Annotated in this window: 21 protein-coding genes; 12 read left to right on the plus strand and 9 right to left on the minus strand. The window is 62.3% G+C overall.

Annotated features, from left to right (window positions below):
- On the plus strand, positions 1 to 824 hold an 824-nt coding region (locus VEK15_02175; GenBank protein ID HXV59472.1), incomplete at its 5' end, for a sigma-54 dependent transcriptional regulator.
- Between the two features lie 4 nt (positions 825 to 828).
- On the opposite strand, the gene VEK15_02180 is transcribed toward VEK15_02175, so the two are convergent.
- A complete protein-coding gene (locus VEK15_02180) occupies positions 829 to 2,772 on the minus strand; it encodes a DUF2723 domain-containing protein (GenBank protein ID HXV59473.1) in 1,944 nt (647 codons plus the stop codon).
- 379 nt (positions 2,773 to 3,151) lie between these two features.
- Between VEK15_02180 and VEK15_02185 the strand changes: the two genes are divergently transcribed.
- The 5 genes from VEK15_02185 (at position 3,152) to VEK15_02205 (ending at position 9,416) form a co-directional block, all read left to right on the plus strand.
- On the plus strand, positions 3,152 to 4,942 hold the full coding sequence (locus VEK15_02185; protein ID HXV59474.1) for a 2-oxoacid:acceptor oxidoreductase subunit alpha: 1,791 nt from the start codon (positions 3,152 to 3,154) through the stop codon (positions 4,940 to 4,942).
- Positions 4,943 to 4,966: 24 nt separating this feature from the next.
- A complete protein-coding gene (locus tag VEK15_02190) occupies positions 4,967 to 5,857 on the plus strand; it encodes a 2-oxoacid:ferredoxin oxidoreductase subunit beta (protein ID HXV59475.1) in 891 nt (296 codons plus the stop codon).
- A 1-nt stretch (position 5,858) separates the two neighbouring features.
- Entirely contained in the window at positions 5,859 to 6,737 is an 879-nt protein-coding gene (locus VEK15_02195) for an EamA family transporter (protein ID HXV59476.1), read from the plus strand.
- Positions 6,734 to 7,333 carry a GNAT family N-acetyltransferase gene (locus VEK15_02200; protein ID HXV59477.1) on the plus strand — a complete coding sequence of 200 codons (600 nt, stop codon included), beginning with the start codon at positions 6,734 to 6,736 and terminating at the stop codon, positions 7,331 to 7,333. Before VEK15_02195 ends, VEK15_02200 begins: the two co-directional genes overlap by 4 nt.
- A 127-nt stretch (positions 7,334 to 7,460) precedes the next feature.
- Positions 7,461 to 9,416, plus strand: coding sequence for an HD domain-containing phosphohydrolase (locus VEK15_02205; GenBank protein HXV59478.1), 1,956 nt, complete (start codon positions 7,461 to 7,463; stop codon positions 9,414 to 9,416).
- A 138-nt stretch (positions 9,417 to 9,554) separates the two neighbouring features.
- Here the strand turns inward: VEK15_02205 and VEK15_02210 are convergent, their stop codons facing one another.
- Complete coding sequence (locus tag VEK15_02210) at positions 9,555 to 10,211, minus strand: hypothetical protein (protein HXV59479.1); 657 nt, start codon at positions 10,209 to 10,211, stop codon at positions 9,555 to 9,557.
- Between the two features lie 268 nt (positions 10,212 to 10,479).
- Here VEK15_02210 and VEK15_02215 point away from each other — a divergent pair, with 268 nt between their 5' ends.
- The 5 genes from VEK15_02215 to pal all read left to right on the plus strand — a co-directional run bounded on the left by VEK15_02215 (position 10,480) and on the right by pal (position 15,827).
- Entirely contained in the window at positions 10,480 to 11,985 is a 1,506-nt protein-coding gene (locus tag VEK15_02215; protein ID HXV59480.1) for a PLP-dependent aminotransferase family protein, read from the plus strand.
- Between the two features lie 11 nt (positions 11,986 to 11,996).
- The gene (pdxS, locus tag VEK15_02220; GenBank protein ID HXV59481.1) at positions 11,997 to 12,878 is read left to right on the plus strand and encodes a pyridoxal 5'-phosphate synthase lyase subunit PdxS; all 882 of its coding nucleotides are present in this window, start codon (positions 11,997 to 11,999) and stop codon (positions 12,876 to 12,878) included.
- A gap of 11 nt (positions 12,879 to 12,889) precedes the next feature.
- Entirely contained in the window at positions 12,890 to 13,477 is a 588-nt protein-coding gene (gene pdxT / locus VEK15_02225) for a pyridoxal 5'-phosphate synthase glutaminase subunit PdxT (protein HXV59482.1), read from the plus strand.
- A 255-nt stretch (positions 13,478 to 13,732) separates the two neighbouring features.
- Positions 13,733 to 15,070 (plus strand): helix-turn-helix domain-containing protein, encoded by a 1,338-nt coding sequence (locus tag VEK15_02230; GenBank protein ID HXV59483.1) that lies wholly within the window; start codon positions 13,733 to 13,735, stop codon positions 15,068 to 15,070.
- Between the two features lie 193 nt (positions 15,071 to 15,263).
- Positions 15,264 to 15,827 carry a peptidoglycan-associated lipoprotein Pal gene (pal, locus tag VEK15_02235; protein HXV59484.1) on the plus strand — a complete coding sequence of 188 codons (564 nt, stop codon included), beginning with the start codon at positions 15,264 to 15,266 and terminating at the stop codon, positions 15,825 to 15,827.
- Here the strand turns inward: pal and VEK15_02240 are convergent.
- The 7 genes from VEK15_02240 to VEK15_02270 all read right to left on the minus strand — a co-directional run bounded on the left by VEK15_02240 (position 15,808) and on the right by VEK15_02270 (position 21,559).
- Positions 15,808 to 16,056 carry a glutaredoxin family protein gene (locus VEK15_02240; GenBank protein ID HXV59485.1) on the minus strand — a complete coding sequence of 83 codons (249 nt, stop codon included), beginning with the start codon at positions 16,054 to 16,056 and terminating at the stop codon, positions 15,808 to 15,810. The two genes, pal and VEK15_02240, sit on opposite strands and share 20 nt — an antisense overlap.
- Positions 16,053 to 16,751 (minus strand): orotidine-5'-phosphate decarboxylase, encoded by a 699-nt coding sequence (gene pyrF, locus VEK15_02245; protein HXV59486.1) that lies wholly within the window; start codon positions 16,749 to 16,751, stop codon positions 16,053 to 16,055. Before pyrF ends, VEK15_02240 begins: the two co-directional genes overlap by 4 nt.
- Positions 16,748 to 17,695, minus strand: a complete 948-nt coding sequence (locus VEK15_02250; protein ID HXV59487.1) for a dihydroorotate dehydrogenase — start codon at positions 17,693 to 17,695, stop codon at positions 16,748 to 16,750. The genes pyrF and VEK15_02250 overlap by 4 nt, the downstream gene beginning before the upstream one ends.
- Positions 17,692 to 18,492, minus strand: a complete 801-nt coding sequence (locus VEK15_02255; GenBank protein HXV59488.1) for a dihydroorotate dehydrogenase electron transfer subunit — start codon at positions 18,490 to 18,492, stop codon at positions 17,692 to 17,694. The genes VEK15_02250 and VEK15_02255 overlap by 4 nt, the downstream gene beginning before the upstream one ends.
- Positions 18,493 to 18,509: 17 nt before the next feature.
- The gene (locus VEK15_02260) at positions 18,510 to 19,154 is read right to left on the minus strand and encodes a hypothetical protein (GenBank protein ID HXV59489.1); all 645 of its coding nucleotides are present in this window, start codon (positions 19,152 to 19,154) and stop codon (positions 18,510 to 18,512) included.
- Positions 19,155 to 19,736 (minus strand): hypothetical protein, encoded by a 582-nt coding sequence (locus tag VEK15_02265; GenBank protein HXV59490.1) that lies wholly within the window; start codon positions 19,734 to 19,736, stop codon positions 19,155 to 19,157. It abuts the gene before it with no gap.
- 263 nt (positions 19,737 to 19,999) lie between these two features.
- Positions 20,000 to 21,559 (minus strand): GspE/PulE family protein, encoded by a 1,560-nt coding sequence (locus tag VEK15_02270; protein ID HXV59491.1) that lies wholly within the window; start codon positions 21,557 to 21,559, stop codon positions 20,000 to 20,002.
- 243 nt (positions 21,560 to 21,802) lie between these two features.
- Between VEK15_02270 and VEK15_02275 the strand changes: the two genes are divergently transcribed.
- Positions 21,803 to 24,174 (plus strand): protein kinase (locus tag VEK15_02275; protein ID HXV59492.1); only part of this gene is annotated, 2,372 nt, incomplete at its 3' end.

The raw sequence follows: 24,174 nt of genomic DNA on the forward strand, positions 1-24,174 counted from the left end.
GAGCCATCCACTACACGGGCAAGCGGGCCGATCGGCCCTTCGTCGTCGAGAACTGCGGCGCGATTCCCGAGAACCTGATCGAGAACGAGCTCTTCGGACACGTGAAGGGCGCCTACACGGACGCCCGCACCGATCAGAAAGGCCTCTTCGAGGAGGCGCACGGGGGGACGCTGTTCCTCGACGAACTCGGAGAGCTGCCGCTACCCCTTCAGGTGAAGTTCCTGCGCGTCCTCCAGGACGGCGAGTTCAAGCGTATCGGGTCGACCCGGGCCATCAAAGTCGACGTTCGCGTCATCGCCGCCACCAACAAGGACCTGATCCAGGCGATCTCGGAGAAGACGTTCCGCGAGGACCTCTTCTACCGGCTGAACGTGATCCCCATCCACCTTCCGCCGCTGCGCGATCGGAAGGAGGACATCCCGCTCCTCATCAACCACTTCCTCACTGAGTTCAACAAGGAGCTGGGGAAGGGGGTCGAGGGGTTCTCACCCGCCGCGATCCAGAAGATGATGACTTACCAGTGGCCGGGGAACATTCGCGAGCTCAAGAACAAGGTCAAGCAGGCGATGGTGCTCACTCGCAACAACGTCATCACCGCGGAAGACCTCTTCTTCCACGTTCCCGTCTCGTCGAACAAGTTCCAGTCCTTCAAGGATGCCAAGCGTGAGTTCGAGAAGGAGTACATCTCTCAGGTGCTCCGTATCTGCCAGGGGAACATTTCTCAAGCCGCGCGACTGGCCAAGAAGGATCGTAAGGACTTCTACGACGTGATGAAGAAGTACGGCATCCAGCCGGAAGCCTTTCGCAAGCAGCAGACGGGCTGAATATCTAGCGCCGAGACAATAACGGCGGATTCGACTCCTGCTTCCAGACGACGAAGGTTCCCGCGAGCCTGGGAATCTCGAACAGGCTCCAGGAGCCCTGCAGCTTGTTGCCCGTTTGGCGAGCGTCGATGTGGAAGTGAACTTTGTCGCCGTTGGGCTCCCCGAGCTCGGCGCTACCCAGCACCGTCCCAACGGTCGACGACAGTCGCGTGAACGATGCCTGCCACGGACGAGCGCCCTCGGCGTTGAGCACGGCGGTACCGGACAAATTCCCCCGCCCTCCAACGATATCGAGGGAGAGCGGGTAACCCTGGGGCTCGACGTAGCCATACCAGAGTCCGACGAGGTGCGAGTCATCGAGAGCATCGTCCCGAGCCCCTGATAGAGGTCTGTCGTCGAGAACGCGGCTCGAGTCGTTCTTGGATACGAGTCGGAACCAGTACCCTTCGGCCCGAAAATGGTGGGTGGAAAGAAGCGCGGTTACGGCTTCATGAGGCGGGTGTAGCCCCATCGCGAACACCGGACTCGTGTCGAGATCGGCGGTGAGGGTCCCGAGAGCGTTTGCCGCGTCGGTTCCCATGGAGACGAAGCGAGTCGTGCTCTCGCCCTCGACTTCGGCAACGTAACGCATCGGCGCGAGAACCAGCTCGCTCGCCCGGGACGGCGAGATCACGATCGCCTGCTCCGGGAGGGCCTGGAGTGCGTTCAGAGCGAATTCTCTCGCTTGGGGCAGCTTCCGACGGTCGGGATTCAGTTGAAACGCGAGCGGGTCGAGGGGAAGCTCGAGAGGAACGTCCAGGAGCGCTCGGGCGCGTAGCTCCATCCTCGCGTAGCGGACCGCGACCGGGGCGAAACGATAGACGACTGCGGGTGAGGCCGACAAGAGAAGAGCGGCGGCGAAGCCTTTCCAGTTCCGCCCCGCCAGGAGCCTCCACCACCCGAACCCGACCATCAGCGAGAAGAGCGTCCATACCGGCAAATAGGATGGGATGGGCGCTTCCAGGTCGAGCGTCGCGACGAGAAAGCCGTATAGGACGAACATCGGAAAGACGAGCCAGAACACGTACTTCTGGCGACGGTAGAGCTCGAAGAGCCCCAGAACACCTACGAGAGCCGTCCACGGCGGAAAGTTGAGTAGAAGCATCGTCCCGAATCGCGTGAGCGACTCCTGAAGTGGCGCTGTCCAGGTGAGGCTCATGCGGTTCCAGAACGTCAACCATTCCCATTGCTCGGCGGGGATGGTGAATCCTTGCCGTGCAAACCAGGTGGACGCCGTCAGCCCGAGCCCGAGCGCGGCGGTCACCAGGAAGACCACGAGACCCCGCAAGCGCACGGCGCCTGGGTTTCTCGTCAACGGCGGTTGAATGAACCTCGCGTAGAGCAGGACGATCGGCGTGACGAAGAGCATCAGCAGGTTGTTGGCGAACGAGAGTCCGAGGATACCGCTTCCAAGGTAGAGATTGTGCGCTCCTCCGATGTTGGCGAAACGGATGAGAAAGAAGAGCATTGCCGCGAGCAGACAGGCATCGAGCGGCTCGGGCCCGGGCGTCACTGCCCTCATCCACAACGTATGGGAGACCCCCAGGGTCACGGCGGCAAGAACCCCAACGCGGCGCGCGATGAACTGAGGCGCCATCTGCAACAGCATTTTCATCAACAGGTAAACGAACAAGCAGGCGCCGGCCGCGAAGAACGCTGCTGCCCAGTTGGCGCGCCGGGCGAGTCCGTCCCAGGGGAGCGCAAGAAACGGCTGCGAAAGCGAGACGAACAGAGGCTGATGCCAAGGACCCTCGCCGATGTCCGCCTGCACCACGCGCCTCTGATACTCTGCGCCCGCCATCCAGGCAACGTCCGAGGGGCCGGTAACGACGTAGAGTCCGAACGCGGCGAGAAACACTGCCATCGCGACCGTGGTATTGACGGCGCTCCTTGCCAGGCGACCTTGCATCTAACCGTTCGGTCCCGCGAGGCTCCGCCTCGAACCCGCCCTCGCTAAAGCTTCGGCGGGGCCGCCGTAGTCATGACGGAGGCAGCCGGCACCGTCGGCCTCGTTCGGAACTTCGGATTCAGAGTTGATAGTCAACAGTCTATATTCGAAAGCTCGGAAAAGCGACAGCGGCGAGGGTGGGTAGACCAGAAAACAACCGGTCGACTTCGAGACCGCTCGAACGAGCTGGCATTTGGCTGGCGATTCGCCCATAATGCTGGGTTCCGGCGCGGAGAGCTCGAAGCAACTTTCGCCGAGGCCACCTCGGTGGTACGATGCGCGCGACGGTGCGGTTCGAGACTCGAACTTCACGACTCGAGAACGGCTCTACGGAGGCAACATGTCGAATGGGTACGATTTCGCCTTCGCCATCGGCGGGGCGGCGGGCCAGGGCATCGCGACACCTGGCAACATTCTGGCGCGAATCTTCGTGCGCCGAGGTCTTCACCTGCACGCCTACAACGCCTACCAGTCGATCATTCGCGGGGGGCACATCCTGCTTACCGTTCGCGTGAGCGACGAGGAAGTCCTCACCCATGGAGACGGGCTCGACTTGCTGCTCTGTCTCAATCAGGACACGATGACGCGCCACGCTAGACATCTCGGCGACGGAGGCCACGTCATCTTCAACAGCGACGACGTGAGTCCGGCGGAAGTCGCTTCCGGCGTCGAGCTTTGCGGACTGCCGGTCAAGGAGTTGACGAACGACAACCGGAACAAGCTGGTGCAAAACACCGTAGGCCTCGGAGCCATGCTGAACCTGATGGGCGCCGATTTCGCGGTGCTAGAGGAGACCTTGAAGCTCCAGTTCGGAAGGAAAGGCCAGGAAGTCGTCGAAGAGAACGTGAGCATGGCGAGGGCTGGCTTCGACTACGCGAAGGAGCACTTCCACCCATTCAAGAAACGGCTGCCGCAGGGAAAGAAGCCTCTCGCCGTCTGGACGGGAAACGATGCGCTCGCGATGGGAGCCGCCGCGGCCGGCGTGAAATTCTACGCGGCCTATCCGATGAGCCCCTCTTCGGGCATCCTGCACTGGATGGCCAAGAACGCACGCGAGCTCGGCATCATGGTCCGACAAATCGAAGACGAGATCGGCGTCGCCAACGTGGTCATCGGAGCAGCGCACACGGGTGCGCGGGCGATGTGCGGCACATCCGGCGGGGGGTTTGCGCTCATGACCGAGGCGTTGGGGGCCGCGGCGATGATGGAGATCCCCGTGGTCTTCGTCACCGTGCAAAGGGCTGGCCCATCGACGGGGGTTCCGACGAAGACCGAGCAGGGGGACCTGTGGCAGGTGCTCGGCGCGAGCCAGGGCGATTTCGAGCGGATCGTCGTTGCCCCGAAGAACGCCCTCGATGCATTCGACACGATCCCCGAGCTGTTCAATCTGGTCGATCTCTACCAATGCCCCGGCATCGTCCTTTCCGACCTCTTGATATCCGAGGGGACGTTCAGCGTGGACCCCGACGAAGTCGACATGCAGCCGTCCATCGAGCGCGGCGCCCTCATCCTCGACGGCAATGCGAGCGACGGTTACGAGCGCTACAAAGACACGAGTACTGGCATCTCCCCTCGCGCCGTTCCCGGGCTCGAGGGCTACGTGCACGTCGTCGCCACCGACGAGCACGACGAGGACGGCGTACTCATCTCCGACGAGTTCACCAATCCCCACAAGCGCCGGAAGATGGTCGAGAAACGTGCTCGCAAGCTCGCGTCGTTCTTCGACAAGGTCGAGGCGCCGAAGATCGAGGGTCCAGACGATGCCGACGTCACTCTCGTCGGCTGGGGCTCGACGCACGGAGTGCTCGCCGAAGCTCGCGACCTCCTCGAAGGACGGGGCGTGACGGCGAACCAGCTTTCGATCAAATGGATCAAACCGTTCCACTCCGACGCCGTCACCCGGGCACTTTCGAAAGCCAAGAAGATCATCGTGGTAGAGAACAACCACTCGGGCCAGTTCTACCGGTACCTGCGGAGCGAAACGGGTATCACGGCGCAGGGACACATCCGAAAATACGATGGCGAGCCGTTCCAACCCCACCACGTGGTGAACGGCGTGCTCGATCATCTCGGAGAGAAGAAAGACGTCGAGCGCGACGTATTCGTCCCGTACCAGGAGATACTGGTCTGAGAAAAAGATAGGGAGACAAGGCAAATGGCAACCACGACCCTGACGGAATTGAAGCCCAAAGACTTCAAGGGCAAGGTCGACCCCGATTGGTGTCCCGGCTGTGGCGATTTCGGCCTGCTGAATGCGGTTCAGAAAGCGCTCGCCGAGCTCGGTCGCAGGCCTCACGAGGTGCTCTGCGTTTCCGGCATTGGCTGCTCGTCGAACTTTCCCGGTTTCATCAACACCTACGGCATGCACACGCTGCACGGCCGCGCCCTCGCGGTTGCGACCGGCGCGAAGTTTGCGAATCACGAGCTCACCGTGATCGCGACCGGGGGTGACGGCGATGGCTACGGGATCGGCGGGAACCATTTCGCCCATACGGCTCGACGGAACGTCGACTTGACTTACCTGGTCATGAACAACCAGATTTACGGTCTCACCACGGGACAGGTCAGCCCATCGAGCAGCCTGGGCATGAAGACCAAGTCGACCCCCTTTGGCAACCTCGAGCGCCCGGTCAACCCGATCACATCCTCGATCATGAACGGCGCGACTTACGTGGCACGAGGATTCTCCGGACACGGAAAGCAGCTGGTGACTCTCATCCGCGAAGCGATCCTTCACAAGGGATTCTCTCTCGTCGACGTATTCAGCCCCTGCGTTACGTTCAACCACGACAACACCTATGACTTCTTCCGTGGCCGTATCAAGAAGCTCGAGGACGAGGGTCACGACCCCACGGACTGGAAGTCGGCTTGCGAGAAAGCGATGGAATGGGACGACACGATTTATACCGGCTTGTTCTTCAAGAACGAGGAAGTCCCGACGCTCCACGAGCTCGAGCCGGTGCTGGACGAGGGTGGACCCATCGCTCATCGCAAGCCGGGACTCACCAAAGAGCAGGGCGCGCGAATCCTGAAGCGGATGATGTAGCCTGCGCGAAGAGGGCCGCACCGCCTCGGTCGACGCCGCGCTCGTCGGCACGGTCATCATCTGGGCGGTCAACTTCAGCGTCGTCAAGGCAGCGCTCGTTCACCTCTCGCCTCTCGCTTTCAATACGGTGAGGCTCATCGGAGCCTCGGCCGTGCTACTGGTGCTCACTCGCCTCCGAGGCGGTCCCCGCGTGCGACGGCAAGACCTCTTCAGGCTCTTGCTCCTTGCGCTGATTGGACACACGATCTACCAGCTCCTGTTCATTCACGGGATTCACGAGACTACCGCCTCGAGCTCGGCGATGCTTCTTGGCATGACCCCGGCGTTCGTCGCTCTTCTGAGCGTCCTCCTGCGAGTGGAGCGACCCCGAACGATCACCTGGCTCGGCATCGCGATCTCGGCGGTTGGCGTGGGACTCGTCGTGCGCGACTCGGCCCGGCTCGGTCATGGCGCGTCCGGTGACTGGCTTATTCTGGGAGCTACCTTGTGCTGGTCCCTCTACACCGTGCTCGGAAAGCCGGTCGTGGACGCCTATGGGCATTTCAAAACGAATGCCTATGCCATGGCCCTGGGAACGACGTTCCTGCTTCCCCTGGGACTGCCCCGCCTGTTCGAAATCTCCCCGGCGGCGGTGCCCGCCTCCACGTGGGGGGCCACGATCTTCTCTTTCGTCTTTGCTCTCGTCGTCGCCTATTCTCTGTGGTACTTCGCCGTGTCACGAATCGGCCCGACCCAGACTGCGATCTATGCGAACCTCACGCCGGTGGCAGCCCTCACCGTCGCCTGGTTGACCCTTGGTGAGCCGGTGGGGCCACTCAAGCTCGGCGGCGCGGGACTGATCTTTCTCGGGATCCATCTCGTGCGCCGACGTCGATCATGAGTCCCAGGATTCGCCTGGTGTGCGAAGACGACACGCCCGCCCTGCTCGAGATCTACTCCCCGATCGTTCGGGAAACCGCGATTTCGTTCGAGCTCGCGGCGCCCGAGCTCGCACAGTACCGTGACCGCATACGGCTGACGTTGGAGCGGTTACCCTGGCTCGTGTGCGAAGACCGAGCCGCGATCATGGGCTTCGCCTACGCGTCGCCTTTCCGGGGGCGAGCCGCTTACCAATGGTCGGTGGAGACGACCGTCTATGTCAGCTCGAAGCACCAGCGAAGGGGAGTCGCCCGGGGGCTGTACGCCGCGCTACTCGGTTGTCTGAACCTGCAGGGATTCACGACGGCAATAGCGGTCATCGCTCTTCCCAACACCGCGAGCGTCGCCTTGCACGAATCGATGGGCTTCTGCCGAGTCGGGATGTTCGAGAGGATCGGCTACAAACTCGATCGTTGGCACGACGTCGGAGTCTGGCGCCTTCAGCTCCGAGACCCGCCTCGAACTCCAGCACCCCCTCGCGCCATATCGACCTTGGAGGGGTCGGCCGACCTCACCGACATCTTCGAGCGAGCCGCTCGAGCGATCCGGCGCCCTTAGCAGGCTGACAAGAAAGGCATCTCAGCCTGCGCGAGCGGCGACCCCGGACGCCGGTCAGGCTTGACCGAACCGCCCCCCAGTCGGTAGCATACGATTCATCCCCCCTGACGACAGCACGAGAGGCGAAATGCACCCCATTCTGCTGTGGACGACAGAGCCAGGATTGTTGTCCCCCGAAGAATACCCCGAAGTCTTCGAAAGCTTCTGCGTGAAACGGATCCAGAAGCTGGACGCCCGAGCCTTCGGCGTACTGCTCATCGACGAGGATCTTCTCCACGAGCAATACGAGGCGGTGCGAGCTTTCGCTGCCCGCACGGCCGGCGTGGTACTTCCCGTCATCGCGCTCTCGGCGGATCCCGGCAACTGTGAGCTCGACGAGCTTCTCTTCGACCTCGTTCCGAGAAACCCCGGACAACGCGAGCTTCGGCGAAAGCTCGGAAGCGCGACCCGCTTCCTCGACAACCAGCTCTCTCTCGAGGCCTCTCAAACCGCCGCGCAGCAGAAGGCCCGCCAGCTCGAGGAGCTGCACGAGATCGGGATCGCACTCTCCGCCGAGCACGATCACGAGCGTTTGCTGAATCTCATACTGGGCAAGGCACGAGAAATCACGAGCGCCGATGCCGGAAGCCTGTTCCTGGTGTCGAGCCTGGACGAGCTCGTACCCCTTCCCGAAGGCCGCGCGAAGCGGTTTACCGGTCGCTGGTTGCGCTTTCGTCTCGCGCAGAACGATTCCCGTCAGCTCGAGTTCGAAGAGGACATCCTCACGATCGGCCCCGACAGCATTGCCGGATACGTCGCCTTGACGGGCGAGACCCTCAACATTCCCGACGCTTACGATCTACCGGCCGACAAGCCGTTCGCCATCAACCGCAGCTTCGACGAGACGATTGGCTACCGCACCCGCTCCGTCCTGGTCGTGCCGATGCAGAACCGGGAACGAGAGACCACCGGAGTGCTCCAGCTCATCAACAAGAAGAGATCGCGCCACGTTCGGCTCGAGGGGCAAGCCAGCTTCGACGACGAGGTCCTGCCATTCGACGAGGACGACGAGCGCCTGGTGCGCTCGCTCGCGAGCCAGGCCGCCGTATCGATCGAGAACAACCGGTTCCACCTGGGACAAGAGCACCTCTTCCGCCGATTCGTCGACGCGGCGGTCAAAGCCATCGAGAGCAGGGATTCGACCACCAAGGGGCACTCGTGGCGGGTAGCCACCATGACGACGGAGCTCGCGCGAGTCGTGAACATGAGCGGTCGCGGCTCCTACGCGAATCTTCGATTGAGCTCCGATCAGATGCGTGAGCTCAAGTACGCGGCACTCCTTCATGACTTCGGGAAAGTCGGTGTGCGAGAGCGCGTCCTCATCAAAGCGACCAAGCTGTATCACGGCGAGCTATCGACCGTCCGACAGCGCTTCAAGACGATCCGGCGTACTCTGGAGGCCCAGTATCTCCGCCGGGCTCTGGACGGGCTCCTCGCCGGTGAAGCGACACCGGAGCAGATCGAACAGACCAAAGAGGAGCTCCGAAAGCGGCTCGAGCTGGTGGACGAGGCGCGCGAAGCCGTCGAGGCGGCGAACAAACCCAACGTGGTGCGCTTCTCCGATTTCGACCGCCTGATCGAGCTCGGGCAGCTTTGCTACGAGGACGTGGATGGGAGCATTCAAACGTTTCTCGAGCCCGACGAGATCACCGCGCTGACCATCGCCCGAGGCAGCCTCACCGAATCCGAGTACAGAATGATCATGTCCCACGTGGACCATACGTACGATTTCCTCTCGACGATCCCCTGGACTCCGGATCTCAAGGGCGTTCCCGATCTAGCTCGGAGCCACCATGAGAAGCTGGACGGAAGCGGCTATCCGCTCCGGCTGCCCGCGGAGGACATCCCGCCCCAGACTCGCATGATGACGATTTCCGATATCTATGACGCGCTCACCGCGAGGGATCGTCCCTACAAGCCTGCCGTACCCATGGAAAGAGCACTCACGATCCTGGAATCCGAAGCGAGCTCCGGCAAGATCGACCGAGAGCTGCTGGACCTCTTCATAGAAGCCAAAATCTACGAGCTCGGCGTGAAGAACTAGGACGCCCGATAGGTTGCCTCGCCGCTGCTCGATGCCGTGGCGGGGCCGGTATCGTCATCAACGCCCCGGCCTGAAGGTAATCGTGGCACGGTTGCGCTGGGGGCGCGCAAAGCGAGTCGCCATCGCGACCACCACGAGTCAATCTCGAAGCCATCGCTCGAGAAACCACCCGTGAATCGCTCCGACCGCGACCCCGGCGAATCCACACACGACGTAGATCGAAAGGACGATCCCGGTCTTGGGCCCGGTCCAAGGGACGAAATCCATGCCCAGAAAGATGAGGGGCATTCCGACGGCCCAAGCCAGAGCGTTGGCCCAAAGCCACCGGAAAGCACGCGGGATGTGGCGTCGCAGGACGACCCATTGGGCGGAACCGAGTATCGGACCGAGGACGAGACCCATGACGCCCGCCAGGGCGTATTGCAGGACGGGGCCCGGCTCCCCGGCCGGCGCGTGCGATTCGGGCGAGCTCAAGGCGAAGATCGTACTCGGGACCATCCCGATGAGCCAGGCAAGACCTGCGCCAATAGAAGTCGCTGCGATCCACGAGCGGGGACGCAGGTCGTGCACCTCGCGAAGGAGCACGGTCTCTTGAGCGAACCCGACGACGACCCCCTCGAGAAGCATACCGAGGACCACAGCCCCGAACGCGCCCAGAAAAACCGTGGGAACGTCCGACGTCTGCTCCAGGGTCGGCGCCAGCAGGTTGCCTATTGTGAATGTCGTCCCGAGTCCAACGGCTTCGGCGAGTCCGTTGGCCGCGAGCCATCGTTTATAGAACCCGCGCTTCGTCACGAAAGCGTCTATGGCCGGGGTCGAGTCAGACGGGCTTCGTTCCCATCATTGAAGATCCTAACGGATCGGAACGGTTTTCCGAAGGGAGCATCGCATCGACAGGCACCGCGTTGAGCTTGACCGTAACGCGGCCAGGTTTGCACCCCCTATGAGAGGTTCGACGGCCCGGTTCACAAAGTCACCATCCAATCAGGCACAATTGGCCCCCCAATTAGCCAATTGGACTATTACATTTGACGGGAAACCGGAGAATTGATATCTCATTGGCATGGTCCAATTGGAGCTGGAGCTCGACCGGAGCTCGGATGTCCCCCTCTATGAACAGCTCCAGAAGAGACTTTCGGAGCTCATCGATCAGGGTTACTTCGAGCCGGGAACGAAGCTTCCGCCGAGTCGTGAGCTGGCCTCGGCCCTCGGCGTCAATCGCAACACGGTAACCGCCGCCTACGACGGGCTTTCGACGAGCGGCCGGGTCCGCTCTCACGTCGGCCGGGGGACCTTCGTCGCCCATCGCGAGCCGGAGGCCAAGGATCACATGCTCTTTCGGTTCTCCCGCTCGGCGCATGCCGCCGCCGAGCGCGTTCGCCCCGCCCCAAAGGTGCCGGAGGAGCACCCCGATACAATCGATTTCGCATCGCTCGTTCCCGATGAGGAACTGTTCCCCGTCGAGCCATTCCGATCCGTGCTAGACCACGTGCTTCGAACCGAAGGCAAGAAGCTCCTGCAGTACGGTCCTGCGGCGGGCTACCCGCCATTGAGACACTACATCGCCGAACGGCTTCGTAAGCGCGGGGTCGCCGCCCAGCCGGACAACGTCCTCATCGTGAACGGCTCGCAGCAGGCGCTCGACCTCATCTGTCGGAGCCTCCTCGACCCGGGCGACCGAGTGGTCCTGGAAAGCCCCACGTACACGATCGTTCTTCCGCTACTGGCCCAGTATCAGGCCCAGACAGTCGCCATCCCCATGACGGCTCGAGGAGTGGACCTCGATGCGCTGGAAGCAGCGCTGGACCGAGACTCCAGAACGCGCTTCGTCTTCACGATGCCGACTTTTCACAACCCGACGGGCATTACCCTGGATCTTCCGTCTCGAAAACGCCTGCTCGAGGTCGCGGCCCGGTTCCGCGTGCCCGTGGTCGAGCACGATTTCGATTTCGAGCTTCGGTTCGACGGGGCAGCTTTGCCACCGCTCAAGGCGCTCGACGAGCGGGGCTCGGTACTGCATATCGGAACCTTCTCCAAGGGCCTGTTTCCCGGCCTGCGGTTAGGCTGGATCGTTGCCGACCGAGAGGTCGTCGCCGCCATCGAGCGTTCGAAGCTGATTGCCGATTACTACACGAGTCTCCTTCTGCAGGCGGCGGGACTGGAGTTCTGCCTCCGGGGGCACTACGACCGGCATTTGAAGCGCCTGGCGGCGATCTACCGGCAGAAGAGTCAAAGGCTCGTTCGAGCTCTCGAACGGCACTTTCCCGACAATGTCTCCTGGACGACCCCAGAAGGCGGCTACGCCTTCTGGGTTACGCTCCCGGAGGGCCTGTCCGCCGAGTCGCTTTTGCAGGACTCTGTTCGAGAAGGCGTGATCTTCACGCCGGGAAGCCATTTCTTTGCCGCCGGCGGCGGCGAGAGCTTCCTTCGGCTGTCGATATCCCGAGTACCCGTCGAACGGATCGAAGAAGGTGTCGTACGACTGGGCGCAGCATTGCGACGCCTCGGTGACCAAAGTGGAAGGGGAAGCTCGCCCTCACGGGAGCAAATGCCCGCATTTCATATTTAGGAGGTATCAGAATGACGGACCCGACTCTCAAACTAAAGACCGGACTGGCGGACATGCTGAAGGGCGGCGCCATCATGGACGTGACCAACGCCGAGCAGGCGAAGATCGCGGAGGACGCCGGCGCGGTGTCGGTCATGGCGCTCGAGCGCGTGCCCGCCGACATCCGCAAACACGGCGGTGTGGCGCGCATGTCCTCGGTGGACAAGATCGAGGAGATCATGAAGTCGGTGAGCATCCCGGTCATGGCGAAGGTTCGCATCGGCCACTTCGTGGAGGCGCAGCTCCTCGAAGCGATGGGCGTGGATTTCGTCGACGAGAGCGAGGTTTTGACTCCCGCCGACGAGGAGAACCACATCGACAAGCACGCTTTCGAAGTTCCTTTCGTTTGCGGCTGTCGAGACCTGGGTGAGGCCCTGCGGCGGGTGGGCGAGGGCGCGGCGCTCATTCGCACGAAGGGCGAAGCCGGATCGGGCAACATCGTCGAGGCGGTGCGGCATCTACGGAAGGTGAACGGCGACTTGAGACGCCTCACGGTCATGACGCCCGACGAGCTGATGGCCGAGGCCAAGCGGCTGGGAGCGCCTTACGAGCTCGTGAGACTGGTGGCGAAGGACGGCAAGCTCCCCGTTCCCAACTTCGCCGCGGGAGGCGTCTCGACCCCTGCCGATGCGGCCCTCTGCATGCAGCTCGGCGCCGAGAGCGTCTTCGTCGGCTCGGGCATCTTCAAATCGGAGGACCCCGCGACCCGAGCCGCCGCAATCGTCAAGGCCGTGACCCATTTCCGCGACCCCAAAGTGCTGGTCGAAGTCTCCCGAGGACTGGGTGAGCCCATGACCGGTATCGATGTGGCGACCCTCGACCAGAAGGACCTCCTCTCGACCCGCGGGTGGTAGAGCGGCCGGCCATGAACGAAGCCGTCGTCGGCGTGCTCGCCCTCCAGGGCGATTATGCCGAGCACCGAAGAGCGCTCGATCGGATCGGCGTGGCCTCACGCGAAGTTCGACGGGCGGACGAGCTAAGAGGTCTTCGCGCGCTCGTGCTGCCCGGGGGCGAGAGCACGACCATGTTGAAGTTCATCGAAGAGGAAGGGCTCATGGAGCCCCTTCGCCGGCTCTACCACGAGGGGGCGGCGATGTTCGGGACCTGTGCCGGTGTCATACTCCTCGCGAAACGCGTGACTTCGCCCTCTCAGCCATCGCTCGGCCTTCTGGACGTCAGCATCGAGCGAAACGGCTACGGCAGACAGATCGACAGCCACGAGAGTCGCGAGCCCTGCCCGGTGCTCGGCGACGAGCCGCTTCCCATGGTCTTCATTCGGGCGCCGGTCATCCGCAGCTGGGGGCCCGCCGTTCGCCTGCTCGCCCATCACCGCGGCGAGCCGGTCCTGGTGCGCGAGGAGCGGATCCTCGCGAGCACGTTTCATCCCGAGCTGACGGACGATTCCCGGGTTCATCGTTATTTTCTCGAGAGCGTTGCCGAGCTCACATCGTGAGACGCCCAGTGTAAAAATCTTTCGGGAGATGTAAAGAAAGTCCAGACCGGGAACGACGAATCGGGGCCGAGCTCCTTTAGATAAGCGACATTACTCGAATGAAGCTCATGGCATCGAATTTGCGAGTCAAGAAAATGTGCCGGAGGTTCAGCAGTTCGCCGATGAACAGCGTCCGGGATTGAACAATCTCCTCGGAAACGGAACTTCGAAAAACGAACGAGCGTCTAACCTCTTCAAGTACGACTGTGGAAGAGCATGTCGGATGAATCGATTCTGCTGATCGGATCCAGCCGTGCTTCCCGGGATGCCGAGGAAGCGCTCGTGGGATCGTTTCCGATCACCGTCCGGGACAGTGCCGCGGAGGCGCATAGCGAAATCGCCGCCGGACAATACTCCGTCATCGTCGTGGACGCCGATGCGTCGTCCGAGCCGCCCTGGCGCGTCGTCGAGATGCTTCGGGAACGCGACCAGAACGCGGCCATCCTGCTCATGGTGACCCCCGACACCCCCTGGTCGTCCTTCGCGAGCTACCGGCAGCGTCCCGCGGGCCTCGTTTTGAAGCCTCTCGACCGCACGACGCTACTGATGGCGGTCGACTCGGCGCTGGTTTATCGGCGGCTCCTCGAGGAAAACCGGACGTTGAAGCGCCAGTTGGGAAGCGCCGTGAGCCTGCGCGACTGGGTGGGGTGCACTCCGCAGTCGGGAGAAGTGCGCAAATCGATCGCGACCGCCGCCCTCTCGACCGGAAGCGTGCTTCTCTCGGGCGAAGACGGGACGGGTAGGAGACTCGCCGCCGAGCTGCTCCATCGGCACGGGAGAAACCCTGGCTCGACGTTCCTCCCGCTAGACCTGACGAGCGTTCCCGCGGGAGATCTCCGTCGGCTGCTCGAAGAGGTTACCGAGGCCTCGGTCGCGGGCGGCGGCGATTACATCCACGGAGCGCGTCCCGGCACGCTCTATCTGGGCGAGCTCACCACGCTCGACGCAGTCGATCAGATGAGCCTGAGGAGCTTCCTCGAGAAGCCTCTCCCCTTCCGCATCATCGGCTCGGCGAAGCCTTCGCTGAGCGAGCTCGTGCGTCAGGGTCGCTTCGACGAAAACGCTTTCCGCACCATTTCGAGGATCACGATACGGATTCCGGCGTTGAGGGAGCGACGCGGCGACGTTCCCCTGCTCGTCGACCATTTTCTCAAGCGATTCTGCGAGAGATTCGATCTCCAGCCTCTCGGAATTCCCTCCTCGGCAATCGAGAACTACTCGAACTACGACTGGCCTGGCAACGTGGCCGAGCTCGCCATGCTGATCGAGCGGGCCGTGTCCATCGCCTCGGCGGCAAAATTCGACGGCACGACACTGCCCGAACATTTCTGCGCCCCCCCTTCGCTCACCGTTCCCGAGCCGATTCGACTGAAAAACGTCTCTTTGCGGGAGCTCATCGCCGACATCGAAAAGCGAATCATCCTCCAGACGCTCGAGCGCGTCCACGGCAGCCAGAAGCGCGCGGCACAAGAGCTCAGATTGAATCCGACGACGCTCCACGAAAAGATGAAACGTTACAAGATCCTTGCCCCGGCCCGCCGACAGAGGGTCTGACGCCCGCACGAACGGCCTTCATTGTTTAATTGACAACATCGGTTTTGGGTGATTAGACTACCCCGCCAATCGGGGTCATACCGCGATTGGCATTTGCGCTTTTGAAAACGGCTTCTCGACGCTCCGGTGATCCAGCTGCGCGACCGTAATCGAGAAGTCTTCCCGAAGGACCAACCGCACAGGAGGTGAGTACGTGAAGAGATCTTGGATGGCCTCCCTGGGAATGTTGATCATCCTCAGCTCGCTCGTTCTGGGGCTTCTCGGCTGCGGAAAGGAGCCGCCGCCGCCGCCACCACCGCCGCCGGTGGAAGAGCCCCCTCCGCCGCCTCCTCCTCCTCCACCGCCGCCGCCGCCACCGCCACCGCCGGCACCGACCGAAGAGGAGCTCTTCCGCAGGGCCTCGATCGCGGACCTCCAGAGGAATCTCACGGACGTCCATTTCGACTACGACAAGTCCGACCTTCGCGAGGATGCCAGGGCCGCTCTTTCGAAGAATGCGGACTGGTTGAAGCTGGGCTACAACACCACGGTCATCGAGATCGAGGGCCACTGCGACGAACGTGGCACGGTCGCATACAACCTAGCGCTCGGTGAGCGTCGCGCCCGAGCAGCGATGGAGTACCTGCAATCGCTGGGAGTCTCCGCGAACCGGCTGAAGTACGTTTCCTACGGCAAGGAACGTCCACAATGCACGGAAAGTAACGAGAGCTGCTGGCAGCGCAACCGTCGCGCCCACTTCAGGATCGACGCAAAGTAGCCAGAAGCTCCCGGATCGCGTCGTCCGTCGCCCGGTGCTCGAGCATCTTGACCCCGTTCATCAGCAGGACGGGGACGTCGTCACCGTAGCGGACCCTCAGTTGGGGCTCGGCGTCCACATCGACTTCTCGGATACGGACGTCGAGCCCGAAAAGTGCACGCTCGAGAGCGGCCTTCATCTCCTCACAGAGGCCGCAGCCCGCACGAGACAGAAGCTCGAGCTCGATCAACGGCTCTCGAGCTCCTCGAGAATACGAGACGCCGCCTCCCGCCGGTTTTGCTGGCGGGTGATCGCACGACCCACGACGACGTAGGAAGCGCCGCGGCGCGCAGCCTCCTTCGGCGTGGCAACCCGTTTCTGATCGTGCGTCGCGCTCGCCCAGGCGGGGCGAACGCCGGGAACGAGAATCGAGAGCCGTCCCCCGGTCGCCTCCAGCACCGCCTCGATCTCCCACGCCGAAGCCACGACGCCGTCGAGCCCACTTTCCGCCGCAAGCTTCGCCAGACGGACCACTTGCTCCGTACTCGAACGCCCGAGTCCCACTTCCTCAAGCTCTTCGTCTCCGAGGTGCGTGAGCACGGTCACCCCAAGTACCAGCGGGCGCACTTTGCCGGAGCTCGCGGCGGCATCGGCTGCGGCCCGCATCATCGCCCTTCCCCCCATGGCATGGACGTCGACCAGATCGACGCCATGACTCGCGGCGGCTCGAACCGCGCCGGCGACCGTAGCGGGGATATCGTGGTATTTGAGATCGAGGAAGATGCGGTTCGGGGACAGCTCCTCCAGCACTCGGGGTCCACAGGCGGTGAAGAGCTCCTTCCCGACTTTGAAAAAATCCACCAAATCCGAGAGCTCGTCACGCAGACGTAGCACGTCTTCGAGTCGATCGAGATCGAGGGCAACGATCAGCTGGGGCCTCTTCACCACCCCGTTGGCACCGCCTTGACGTCAGCGACCAGACTCCCCTTGAGAGCGGATAGCCGATCGACCCGATGGCGACGACAGTAATCCTCGAGGCCATCGAGCGTCTTGCGCCATACCGATGGATCGACGAAGCTCATCGTGCCGATCTGAACGGCCGAAGCCCCGGCGAGGAAGAACTCCAGCGCATCCTCGTGGCCGGAGATGCCGCCGATCCCGATGATCGGAACGTCGACTGCTTGCGCCGCCTGGTAGACGAGCCGGATGGCAATGGGTCGGATTGCCGGCCCCGAGAGGCCTCCGACGACGTTGGCGAGCCTTGGCTTTCTCGTCTCGACGTCGATGGCCATCGCCGGAATCGTATTGATGAGGGAAAGGGCGTCGGCTCCCGCCGCCTCCACCTTGCGGGCGATATCGGTGATGTCGGTCACGATGGGGGTGAGCTTCGGGATCACCGGCAGCCGGGTGTTCTGCCGAACCCTCTCGGTGACCCGTGCGGCCATGTCCGGATCGCAACCGAAGAGAATCCCACCCTCGTGCACGTTAGGACAGGAGATGTTCAGCTCGATCCCGCAAACGCCCTCCACATCATCGAGGATGCGCGCAAGGTCTCCGTATTCCTCGATGGTGCTTCCACAAATGTTGACCAGGATGTTGACGCCGAGCTCTCTGAGGCGCGGCATCTTGTCGCTCACGAATCGCTCGACGCCGATTTCTTGAAGCCCGATGGCGTTGAGCATGCCGGAGGGCGTTTCCCAGATCCGGGGCGGGGCGCAACCTTCACGCGGCTCCATGTAGAGCCCCTTGACCACGATTCCCCCGATGGCCCGATAGTCGGCCACATCCAGATACTCGGTCCCATAGCCGAAGGTCCCGCTCGCTGCGATCAGCGGCGTGGGGAAACGAATCCCGGCGATCTCGACTCGCAGATCGGGCTCGAAGCTCATAGGGGATAGGGATCTCTCTCCCATGCCACCTCGTCGGCGTCGTAAACCGGACCCTCGGTACAGCACCTCACGTATTCATTCGTGGAATGGACGAATACGACGCAGCCGAGACAACACCCCATGCCACAGCCCATGCGTCTTTCGAGCGACACCTGATGAGGGAGGCCACGCTCTCGCGCCATCCGGGCCACTCGCACGAGCATGGGTGTCGGCCCGCAGGAGTAGAGCTCGAATGAAGTCTTCCCGTTCAAGACCTCCGCGAGCACGTCGGTCACGAGACCCTCGTGTCCGAAGCTCCCGTCCTCCGTCGCCGAACGGACGTCCATTCCCAGCGACAGGAACTCGCCACGCAGATACAGATCCGCCGAGGTCCGCCCCCCCAGGAGCACGATGGCGCGCTGTCCCCGGCGCGCCAGCATCCGACAAAAAGCCAGGAAGGGCGCGATCCCGACCCCTCCAGCGACGATGAGAGGCGTGCGGTCGTTCGGTGGAGGTCGAAACGAGGATCCGAGAGGTCCGAGGCAATCGACGCTCGTTCCGATGGCGAGGCGAGCGAGGGCTCTCGTTCCCTCCCCGACTTCCTTGACGAGAAGACTGAAAGAAGAATGCTCGGCGCGAACATCACAGAACGAGTAGGGCCGGCGAAGAAGAAGACCACTCGTCTCCGGAAGCCGCACCATCGTGAACTGGCCGGGAAGGAAGCTTCGGAACAAGCTCTCGGAGCGAAAGTGAAGCAAGCAAGCGTCGGGGGAAAGGACTTCGCGCTCGAAGAGCACGGCGCGCTCGTCCCTCTTCATCCAGAGGGGAGTATAGCTCAGGCGGTATAGACGATGTTGTGGATGTGCCCGATCTTCCCTTGCTGATTGAGCCGATAGAAGCTCCTGAGCTCGGGAAGAAGGCGACCGAACTCCTGGGTCTCGAGAGAGGCTTGGACGACGTAGGAGCAGTAACGAGACGCCAGTGAGCTGGCCGCCCAGTAACGTTCACGTTGCTCGGAATCGAGGTCCTCACGGGGCCTGAAATCGCTGAACAGACGATCCATGAGATTGCTGGGAACCCGACCGCCGTTGTTCGCCGCCAGGAGCAAAATCGACGTGACGTACTTGTCCACCTCGGCTTGAAGCTCGAGCTCGAGCTGCGTCACCGGCCGCCGCCTCGACGTGCTGAAGACCAGGTAAGCGAAATGGCTCACTTCCTCGATGCCGACGAGAAGATGCTCGAGAACGACCGGACTGAGCTCCGCGGTGAGGTCGATCGACTCCAGGCACTTCAACTGTTCTTCCCCGATGTAGACCCCGAGCTCGACCGCCCCCTGACCATCCTTGACGATTACCGAGCCGTTTCGAGCTTCCACGCCGAGCCGGGTGCACATCTCCTTCCCGATCAGAAAATCGGCGATTTCGACACCCAGATCGAGACCGTAGACCCTGTCGATCTTGGCCAGTATGGCGTCGAGCACTCAGTGATATCTCCTCGCGCCGCGATCGAGCAGGATACCTTCCGCCCGGAGCAGACGCTCGCTCCTCTTGCTCCCGGTTTGGAGCCATTTCTCGTACAACTTGAGCACACCGGCTTCCTGCGCCAGCGAGCTCTCCTCGCTCACTTCGCAGAGCACATCCACGAATCGTGCGAACTTGGCCGAGAGCTCGGAAAAGACGATGCCCATTCTCTGGTCACTCCCGAGAGCGGCTCGAGCGTAGGCATATCCACCCATGCGGACATAGTAATCGAGGTCGACGCGTCTTCGCTCGAGGCTGTCGGAAAAAAATCCCGAAACGAACAGCGCGACGTCACCGGTGAAACGGAACAGGGCAACACGCCGGCGACCCTTGCTCGCGAGAGCACCGAGGAGCATCTCCGCCAGAGGCGTGCTCTTCCCTATCTCGAGCTCGGCATGGAGCTTCTCCGAGAACACGAACTTCTCCAGTAGCTGAACGAGGTAGTAGGAGGACATCTCGCTCGAGGACACGCCCTGGCGGGCGATGGCCTTCTCCACGAGCTCCCGGAACAGCTCCGCAGGTGTCTCCGCGTGTAGAAGCATCTTCTTGCACCCCTCTGAAAACCCAGCGAATGCAAATGGCGTGCACATCGGACGCGGCTCCCGGCAAAAAAAGCGTAACCCGCACGGCACCGGAAACTTACACAAGCGACGCGGCAGGCTCGTCGTTCGATTCGTCCCAAAAAATTGTACCGAAAGGGGGCCATGCCCTAACCAAATGGGTTATCAGCAGGCGATGACGGCGAGTGCTCGGGCGATGAACCGAGCACGGCGCAATGAGCCGGAAACTCGGGCTGGGAGCGGTCTCAGTCCACGAACGTGACCTTGTTGATCTCGCCGAGCGTGGTGATCCCGGCGAAGACTTTCTCGAGCGCGTGATCGCGGAGCGATATCATGCCTTCTTCGTGCGCCACGTGCTTGAGCTCGGCGTTGCTCCTTCTCTCGAGAATGAGCTGGCGCAGGCGATCGGAGAGACTCAACAGCTCGCAGACCGCAGTACGCCCGCGGAAGCCCGTCCCCAGACACACGTAACAACCCCTGCCGCTGAAAAAGGTGCGATCGCGTGCCGACGCCCCGAGCCCCGACAGCTCGAGCTCTTCTTCGGGAACCTCCATCGGCTGGCGACAGGCCTCGCACACGCGACGAACGAGGCGCTGAGCCAGCACGCAGTTGAGCGCGGATACGAAGTTGTAGGGGTCGACCCCCATGTGAAGGAAGCGCCCGATCACGTCGAACGCGTTGTTGGCGTGGACCGTGGTAAAAACCAGGTGGCCGGTGAGCGCCGCCTGCACCGCGATGCTCGCGGTCTCCGGATCGCGCACCTCTCCCACCATGATGGTGTCGGGGTCGTGCCGCAGGATCGAGCGCAACCCTCGAGCGAATGTGAGGCCTTTCTTCTCGTTCACCGGAACCTGGGTGACGTTCTGGATGCGGTACTCGACTGGATCCTCGATGGTCAAGAGCTTCTGCTCGGGCGACGCGATCTCCGACAGAGCAGCGTAGAGCGTCGTGGTCTTCCCGCTTCCGGTAGGGCCGGTGACCAGCACCATTCCGTAGGGCTCGCGGATGAACTTCCTGAGCCGTTTGAGCTCGCGTTCGGGGATACCGAGAAGGTCGAGCCTGAGCTCGTGAAACTGCTCGCTGATGGATTCCTTGTCGAGGATTCGAACGACGACGTCCTCACCATAGATACTCGGCATGATCGAGACGCGAAAGTCGATCGGCCGCCCTCTTATCTTCAACTTGAACCGGCCGTCCTGCGGCACGCGTCTTTCGGCAACGTCGAGCTCGGCCATGACCTTCAGTCGCGACACGATCGTCTGGTGATGCTGTCGGTCGACTGGCTCCATAGCCGGATAGAGCACGCCGTCGATTCGGTATTTGAGGACGACCTCCTTTTCCTTGGTCTCGATGTGGATGTCGCTGGCTCGCCTTTCAATGCCGTTGACCAGAAGCGAGTGCACCAGCTTGATGATTGGACTTTGGCTCTCCTGTTCAGCGTCCGGCTCCGCCTCGTTGCGCTCCTCGACCGCTCCATCGAGCCGAAGCGCTTCAGAGGCCTCGTCGAGGAGGAAGCTCGAGCTCTCGTTACGAGCGAGGATCGCTTCGATCAGGCTCTCGCTCGCAACCTCGATCGCGAGCGGACGTCCGAGGGTCAGCTCCAGCTCGTCCAGCCGACGGTAGTTCTGAGGATTCGCCACGGCGATTGCGAGCCGTCCCCCCTCCTCCCTCAGCGGGACGAAGCGATAACGAAGGATCAAATCCATGGGAATCCCCTGCCAGAGGGCGACGTCCTCCTGGAAATGACTGAGGTCGCAGTAGGGATATCCGTATCGCTCGGCGAGTCCTCGCACGTCGTCGATCATGAGTGGAGCGAATTCTAAGTTAGACGGCAGGTGTCAGAATTGTCAAACCCCGTCGTTGCTTGCGAGGCTCCGCCAAGCAGACGAATGTCAGGACTCCAAGAAGTCGGATCGGGGCTAACTGATGGGGTCCTTTGACTTTCTTTCGAATCACGTGCGACAATTACCGTATCTTTCTCGCCTCCGAGAAAACGGGGTTTTGCTGCGCACATGGATTTTCTCCGTAGCATACTGCCAGGACCGGTCTTGGACATCTTCCTGCCGGCCATCGTCGTCGTCTCGATCGCCTGGGTAGTCTTGCCTCGCGTTCTCGGGAAGCTGAAGGGGATGGGAGTTTGGGATCGCATCCTCGACAACGTCGGGGGCGAAAAGCTCCGGCTCATGCAGTTCGAGCGCGAGATCAGCCGTTTGAAGCGAAAAGGTGACGTCGTGGGTGCCGCGCGTCTCTACGAGGAGGCGGAGTGGTTTCCCGAAGCGATCCAGCTCTTCGTCGAAGCCGAAGAGTACGCTTCGGCCGGCTCACTCTACGAACGGCTCGAGCAGTGGGAAGCGGCCGCGGAAACCTATCTCAAGGCAGAAGATTGGAAGCGCGCGGCGCAGATGTATGCCAAGGTCGGCAAGCCCGTCGAAGCGGCCAAGCTCTACGAGGAGCACGGCCAGAAGATCGACGCGGCGAGGCTCTATGCCCAGGGTGGTCTGAACGAGAAAGCCGCGGCGTTCTACGAGGATGTCTCCTTTTTCGTTCAGGCGGCCAAGTGCTACGAGAAGATCGGTGATCACGTCAAAGCCGCGGAGAATTACGAGCAACACTGGGCGGCGACCAGCTCTTTGGGCGGCGGAGGATTGATCTCGTCGGGGGCGAACCAGGAATCGAAAGCGGCCCTCTACGCTGGAAAGCTGTACGAAAAGGGCGGGGCGCCCGAGAGGGCGGCGGAATTGTACCGCCGAGCGGGACTGACCGAGCAAGCGGCGAGCCTGGCGGTGAAAGAGGGACGCTTTCGAGACGCGGCCGAGCTGCTACTGCGGGAGGAAAAACTCCAGGATGCAGCCGAGCTCTTCGAGAAGGCGGGCGAGGCGGAGCGCGCCGCGCTCCTGCTCGGCGAGATCGCCTTCCAGCAGGGTGACACGGCCGCGGCGGCGGCCAAGTTCCTCGAGGGGGGTGACAACCTCCGCGCCGCCGAGCTGTACGAGTCGGCGGGAAACCTCGAAGCGGCCGCGCGATGCTACGAACAGAGCGGCGCTCCCCTCCAGGCGGCGAACGTTTTCCTTCGCGCCAACAAGAAAAACGAGGCCGCCGCGATGTTCGAGCGAGGAGGCGACTTCGAGCAAGCCGCCAGACTCTACGAGGACATCGGGAACTTGTCGAAAGCGTCCGAGCTCTATGAGAAATCGGGCCAATTCTACGAGGCGGGCAAGCTGGCCCATGAACAGAATCACGCCGACCGTGCCATCCGGCTCCTCCAGCAGGTGGAATCGGACCACGAGCACTACGACTCGGCGACACTCATCCTGTCTCGCCTCTTCATCGACAAGGATCTCCCCGGGCTCGCGGTGGAAAAACTGAAGCGCCTGCTCGGGGACCAGCAGATTGGCGGCCAGAATCTCGGTCACTATTACTGGCTGGGTGTTGCTTATGAAACAATGGGCAAGCTCGACGAGGCCATCGATACATTTCGCAAGGTGATGACCGAGCGCTACGGCTATGGGGACGTGGAAGAGCGTATCGCGCGTTTGAGCTCTCCCGGGCCATCGAACATGCCACCGTCCGGGCCGACATCGTACGCCCCGGGACTCGCCGCGCTGCTACCCACCGCGGATCCCACGCCTCCACAAACGACGGGACGTGCCCCGGCGATGGCCACGGGATCCCCCCTCGAGCTCCTCGACGAGCTCGGAAGGGGACTCCTGGGGACGACCTACAGGGCCTTCGACAAACGCACCGAGAGCTCGGTCGTGGTGAAGATTCTCAGACGGGAACTGCTCCGCGACAAAGAGGTGGTACAGAGGTTCCTCACCGAAGCGAAAATCGCCCGCTCCCTCGACCATCCCGGCGTCGTGCGTCTGCTCGGACTCATCGAGGTCCAAGGCTCGCGGGCGGTCGTGACCGATTACGTGGAAGGCTTCGACCTGAAGAGGTTCCTAAAGAGGAGCAAGCGACTCAGCGTGAGGCAGGCCCTCGATCTCTTGACGACCCTTTCGCTCGCTCTCGGCTACGCTCACGAGAGGAACCTCATGCATCGAGATCTCAAACCCACCAATATCCTCGTGGGCAAAGGAGGGAAGCTCCGACTGAGTGGCCTGGGATTCGGTGCGCTCCGACTCCCGCAGCTCGGTCGGGCCGATGGCTACCCATCTCCGGAGTTCCTGAACGGCGGCCTCTTCGACGCGCGTGCAGACATCTACGCGCTGGGCGCGGTCATCTTTCACGCGCTCACCGGATTCAACCCGGAGAACGAAGCCCTCTGCACCAACGGAGCCCCTCCCCAGCTTCGCGAACTGGTGCCCGATGCCCCGCCTCAGTTGGAGCTCATTCTCGCGCGATGTCTGATGAAAGAGCCTTCGCAGCGATTCGCGAACGCGTCGGAGCTAGCGAGCGCGGCCAAATCCATCTCGAACTA

The organism is Vicinamibacteria bacterium, assembly GCA_035620555.1.
Classification (GTDB): Bacteria; Acidobacteriota; Vicinamibacteria; order Marinacidobacterales; family SMYC01; genus DASPGQ01.

Coding starts and splice junctions, on each gene's coding strand:
- VEK15_02180 (HXV59473.1), bottom strand. CDS start 2,772: ATGCAAGGTCGCCTGGCAAGGAGCGCCGTCAATACCACGGTCGCGATG.
- pdxT (HXV59482.1), top strand. CDS start 12,890: ATGAACGAAGCCGTCGTCGGCGTGCTCGCCCTCCAGGGCGATTATGCC.
- VEK15_02185 (HXV59474.1), top strand. CDS start 3,152: ATGTCGAATGGGTACGATTTCGCCTTCGCCATCGGCGGGGCGGCGGGC.
- VEK15_02200 (HXV59477.1), top strand. CDS start 6,734: ATGAGTCCCAGGATTCGCCTGGTGTGCGAAGACGACACGCCCGCCCTG.
- VEK15_02255 (HXV59488.1), bottom strand. CDS start 18,492: ATGAAGAGGGACGAGCGCGCCGTGCTCTTCGAGCGCGAAGTCCTTTCC.
- VEK15_02250 (HXV59487.1), bottom strand. CDS start 17,695: ATGAGCTTCGAGCCCGATCTGCGAGTCGAGATCGCCGGGATTCGTTTC.
- VEK15_02265 (HXV59490.1), bottom strand. CDS start 19,736: ATGCTTCTACACGCGGAGACACCTGCGGAGCTGTTCCGGGAGCTCGTG.
- VEK15_02215 (HXV59480.1), top strand. CDS start 10,480: ATGGTCCAATTGGAGCTGGAGCTCGACCGGAGCTCGGATGTCCCCCTC.
- pdxS (HXV59481.1), top strand. CDS start 11,997: ATGACGGACCCGACTCTCAAACTAAAGACCGGACTGGCGGACATGCTG.
- VEK15_02230 (HXV59483.1), top strand. CDS start 13,733: ATGTCGGATGAATCGATTCTGCTGATCGGATCCAGCCGTGCTTCCCGG.
- VEK15_02190 (HXV59475.1), top strand. CDS start 4,967: ATGGCAACCACGACCCTGACGGAATTGAAGCCCAAAGACTTCAAGGGC.
- VEK15_02270 (HXV59491.1), bottom strand. CDS start 21,559: ATGATCGACGACGTGCGAGGACTCGCCGAGCGATACGGATATCCCTAC.
- VEK15_02205 (HXV59478.1), top strand. CDS start 7,461: ATGCACCCCATTCTGCTGTGGACGACAGAGCCAGGATTGTTGTCCCCC.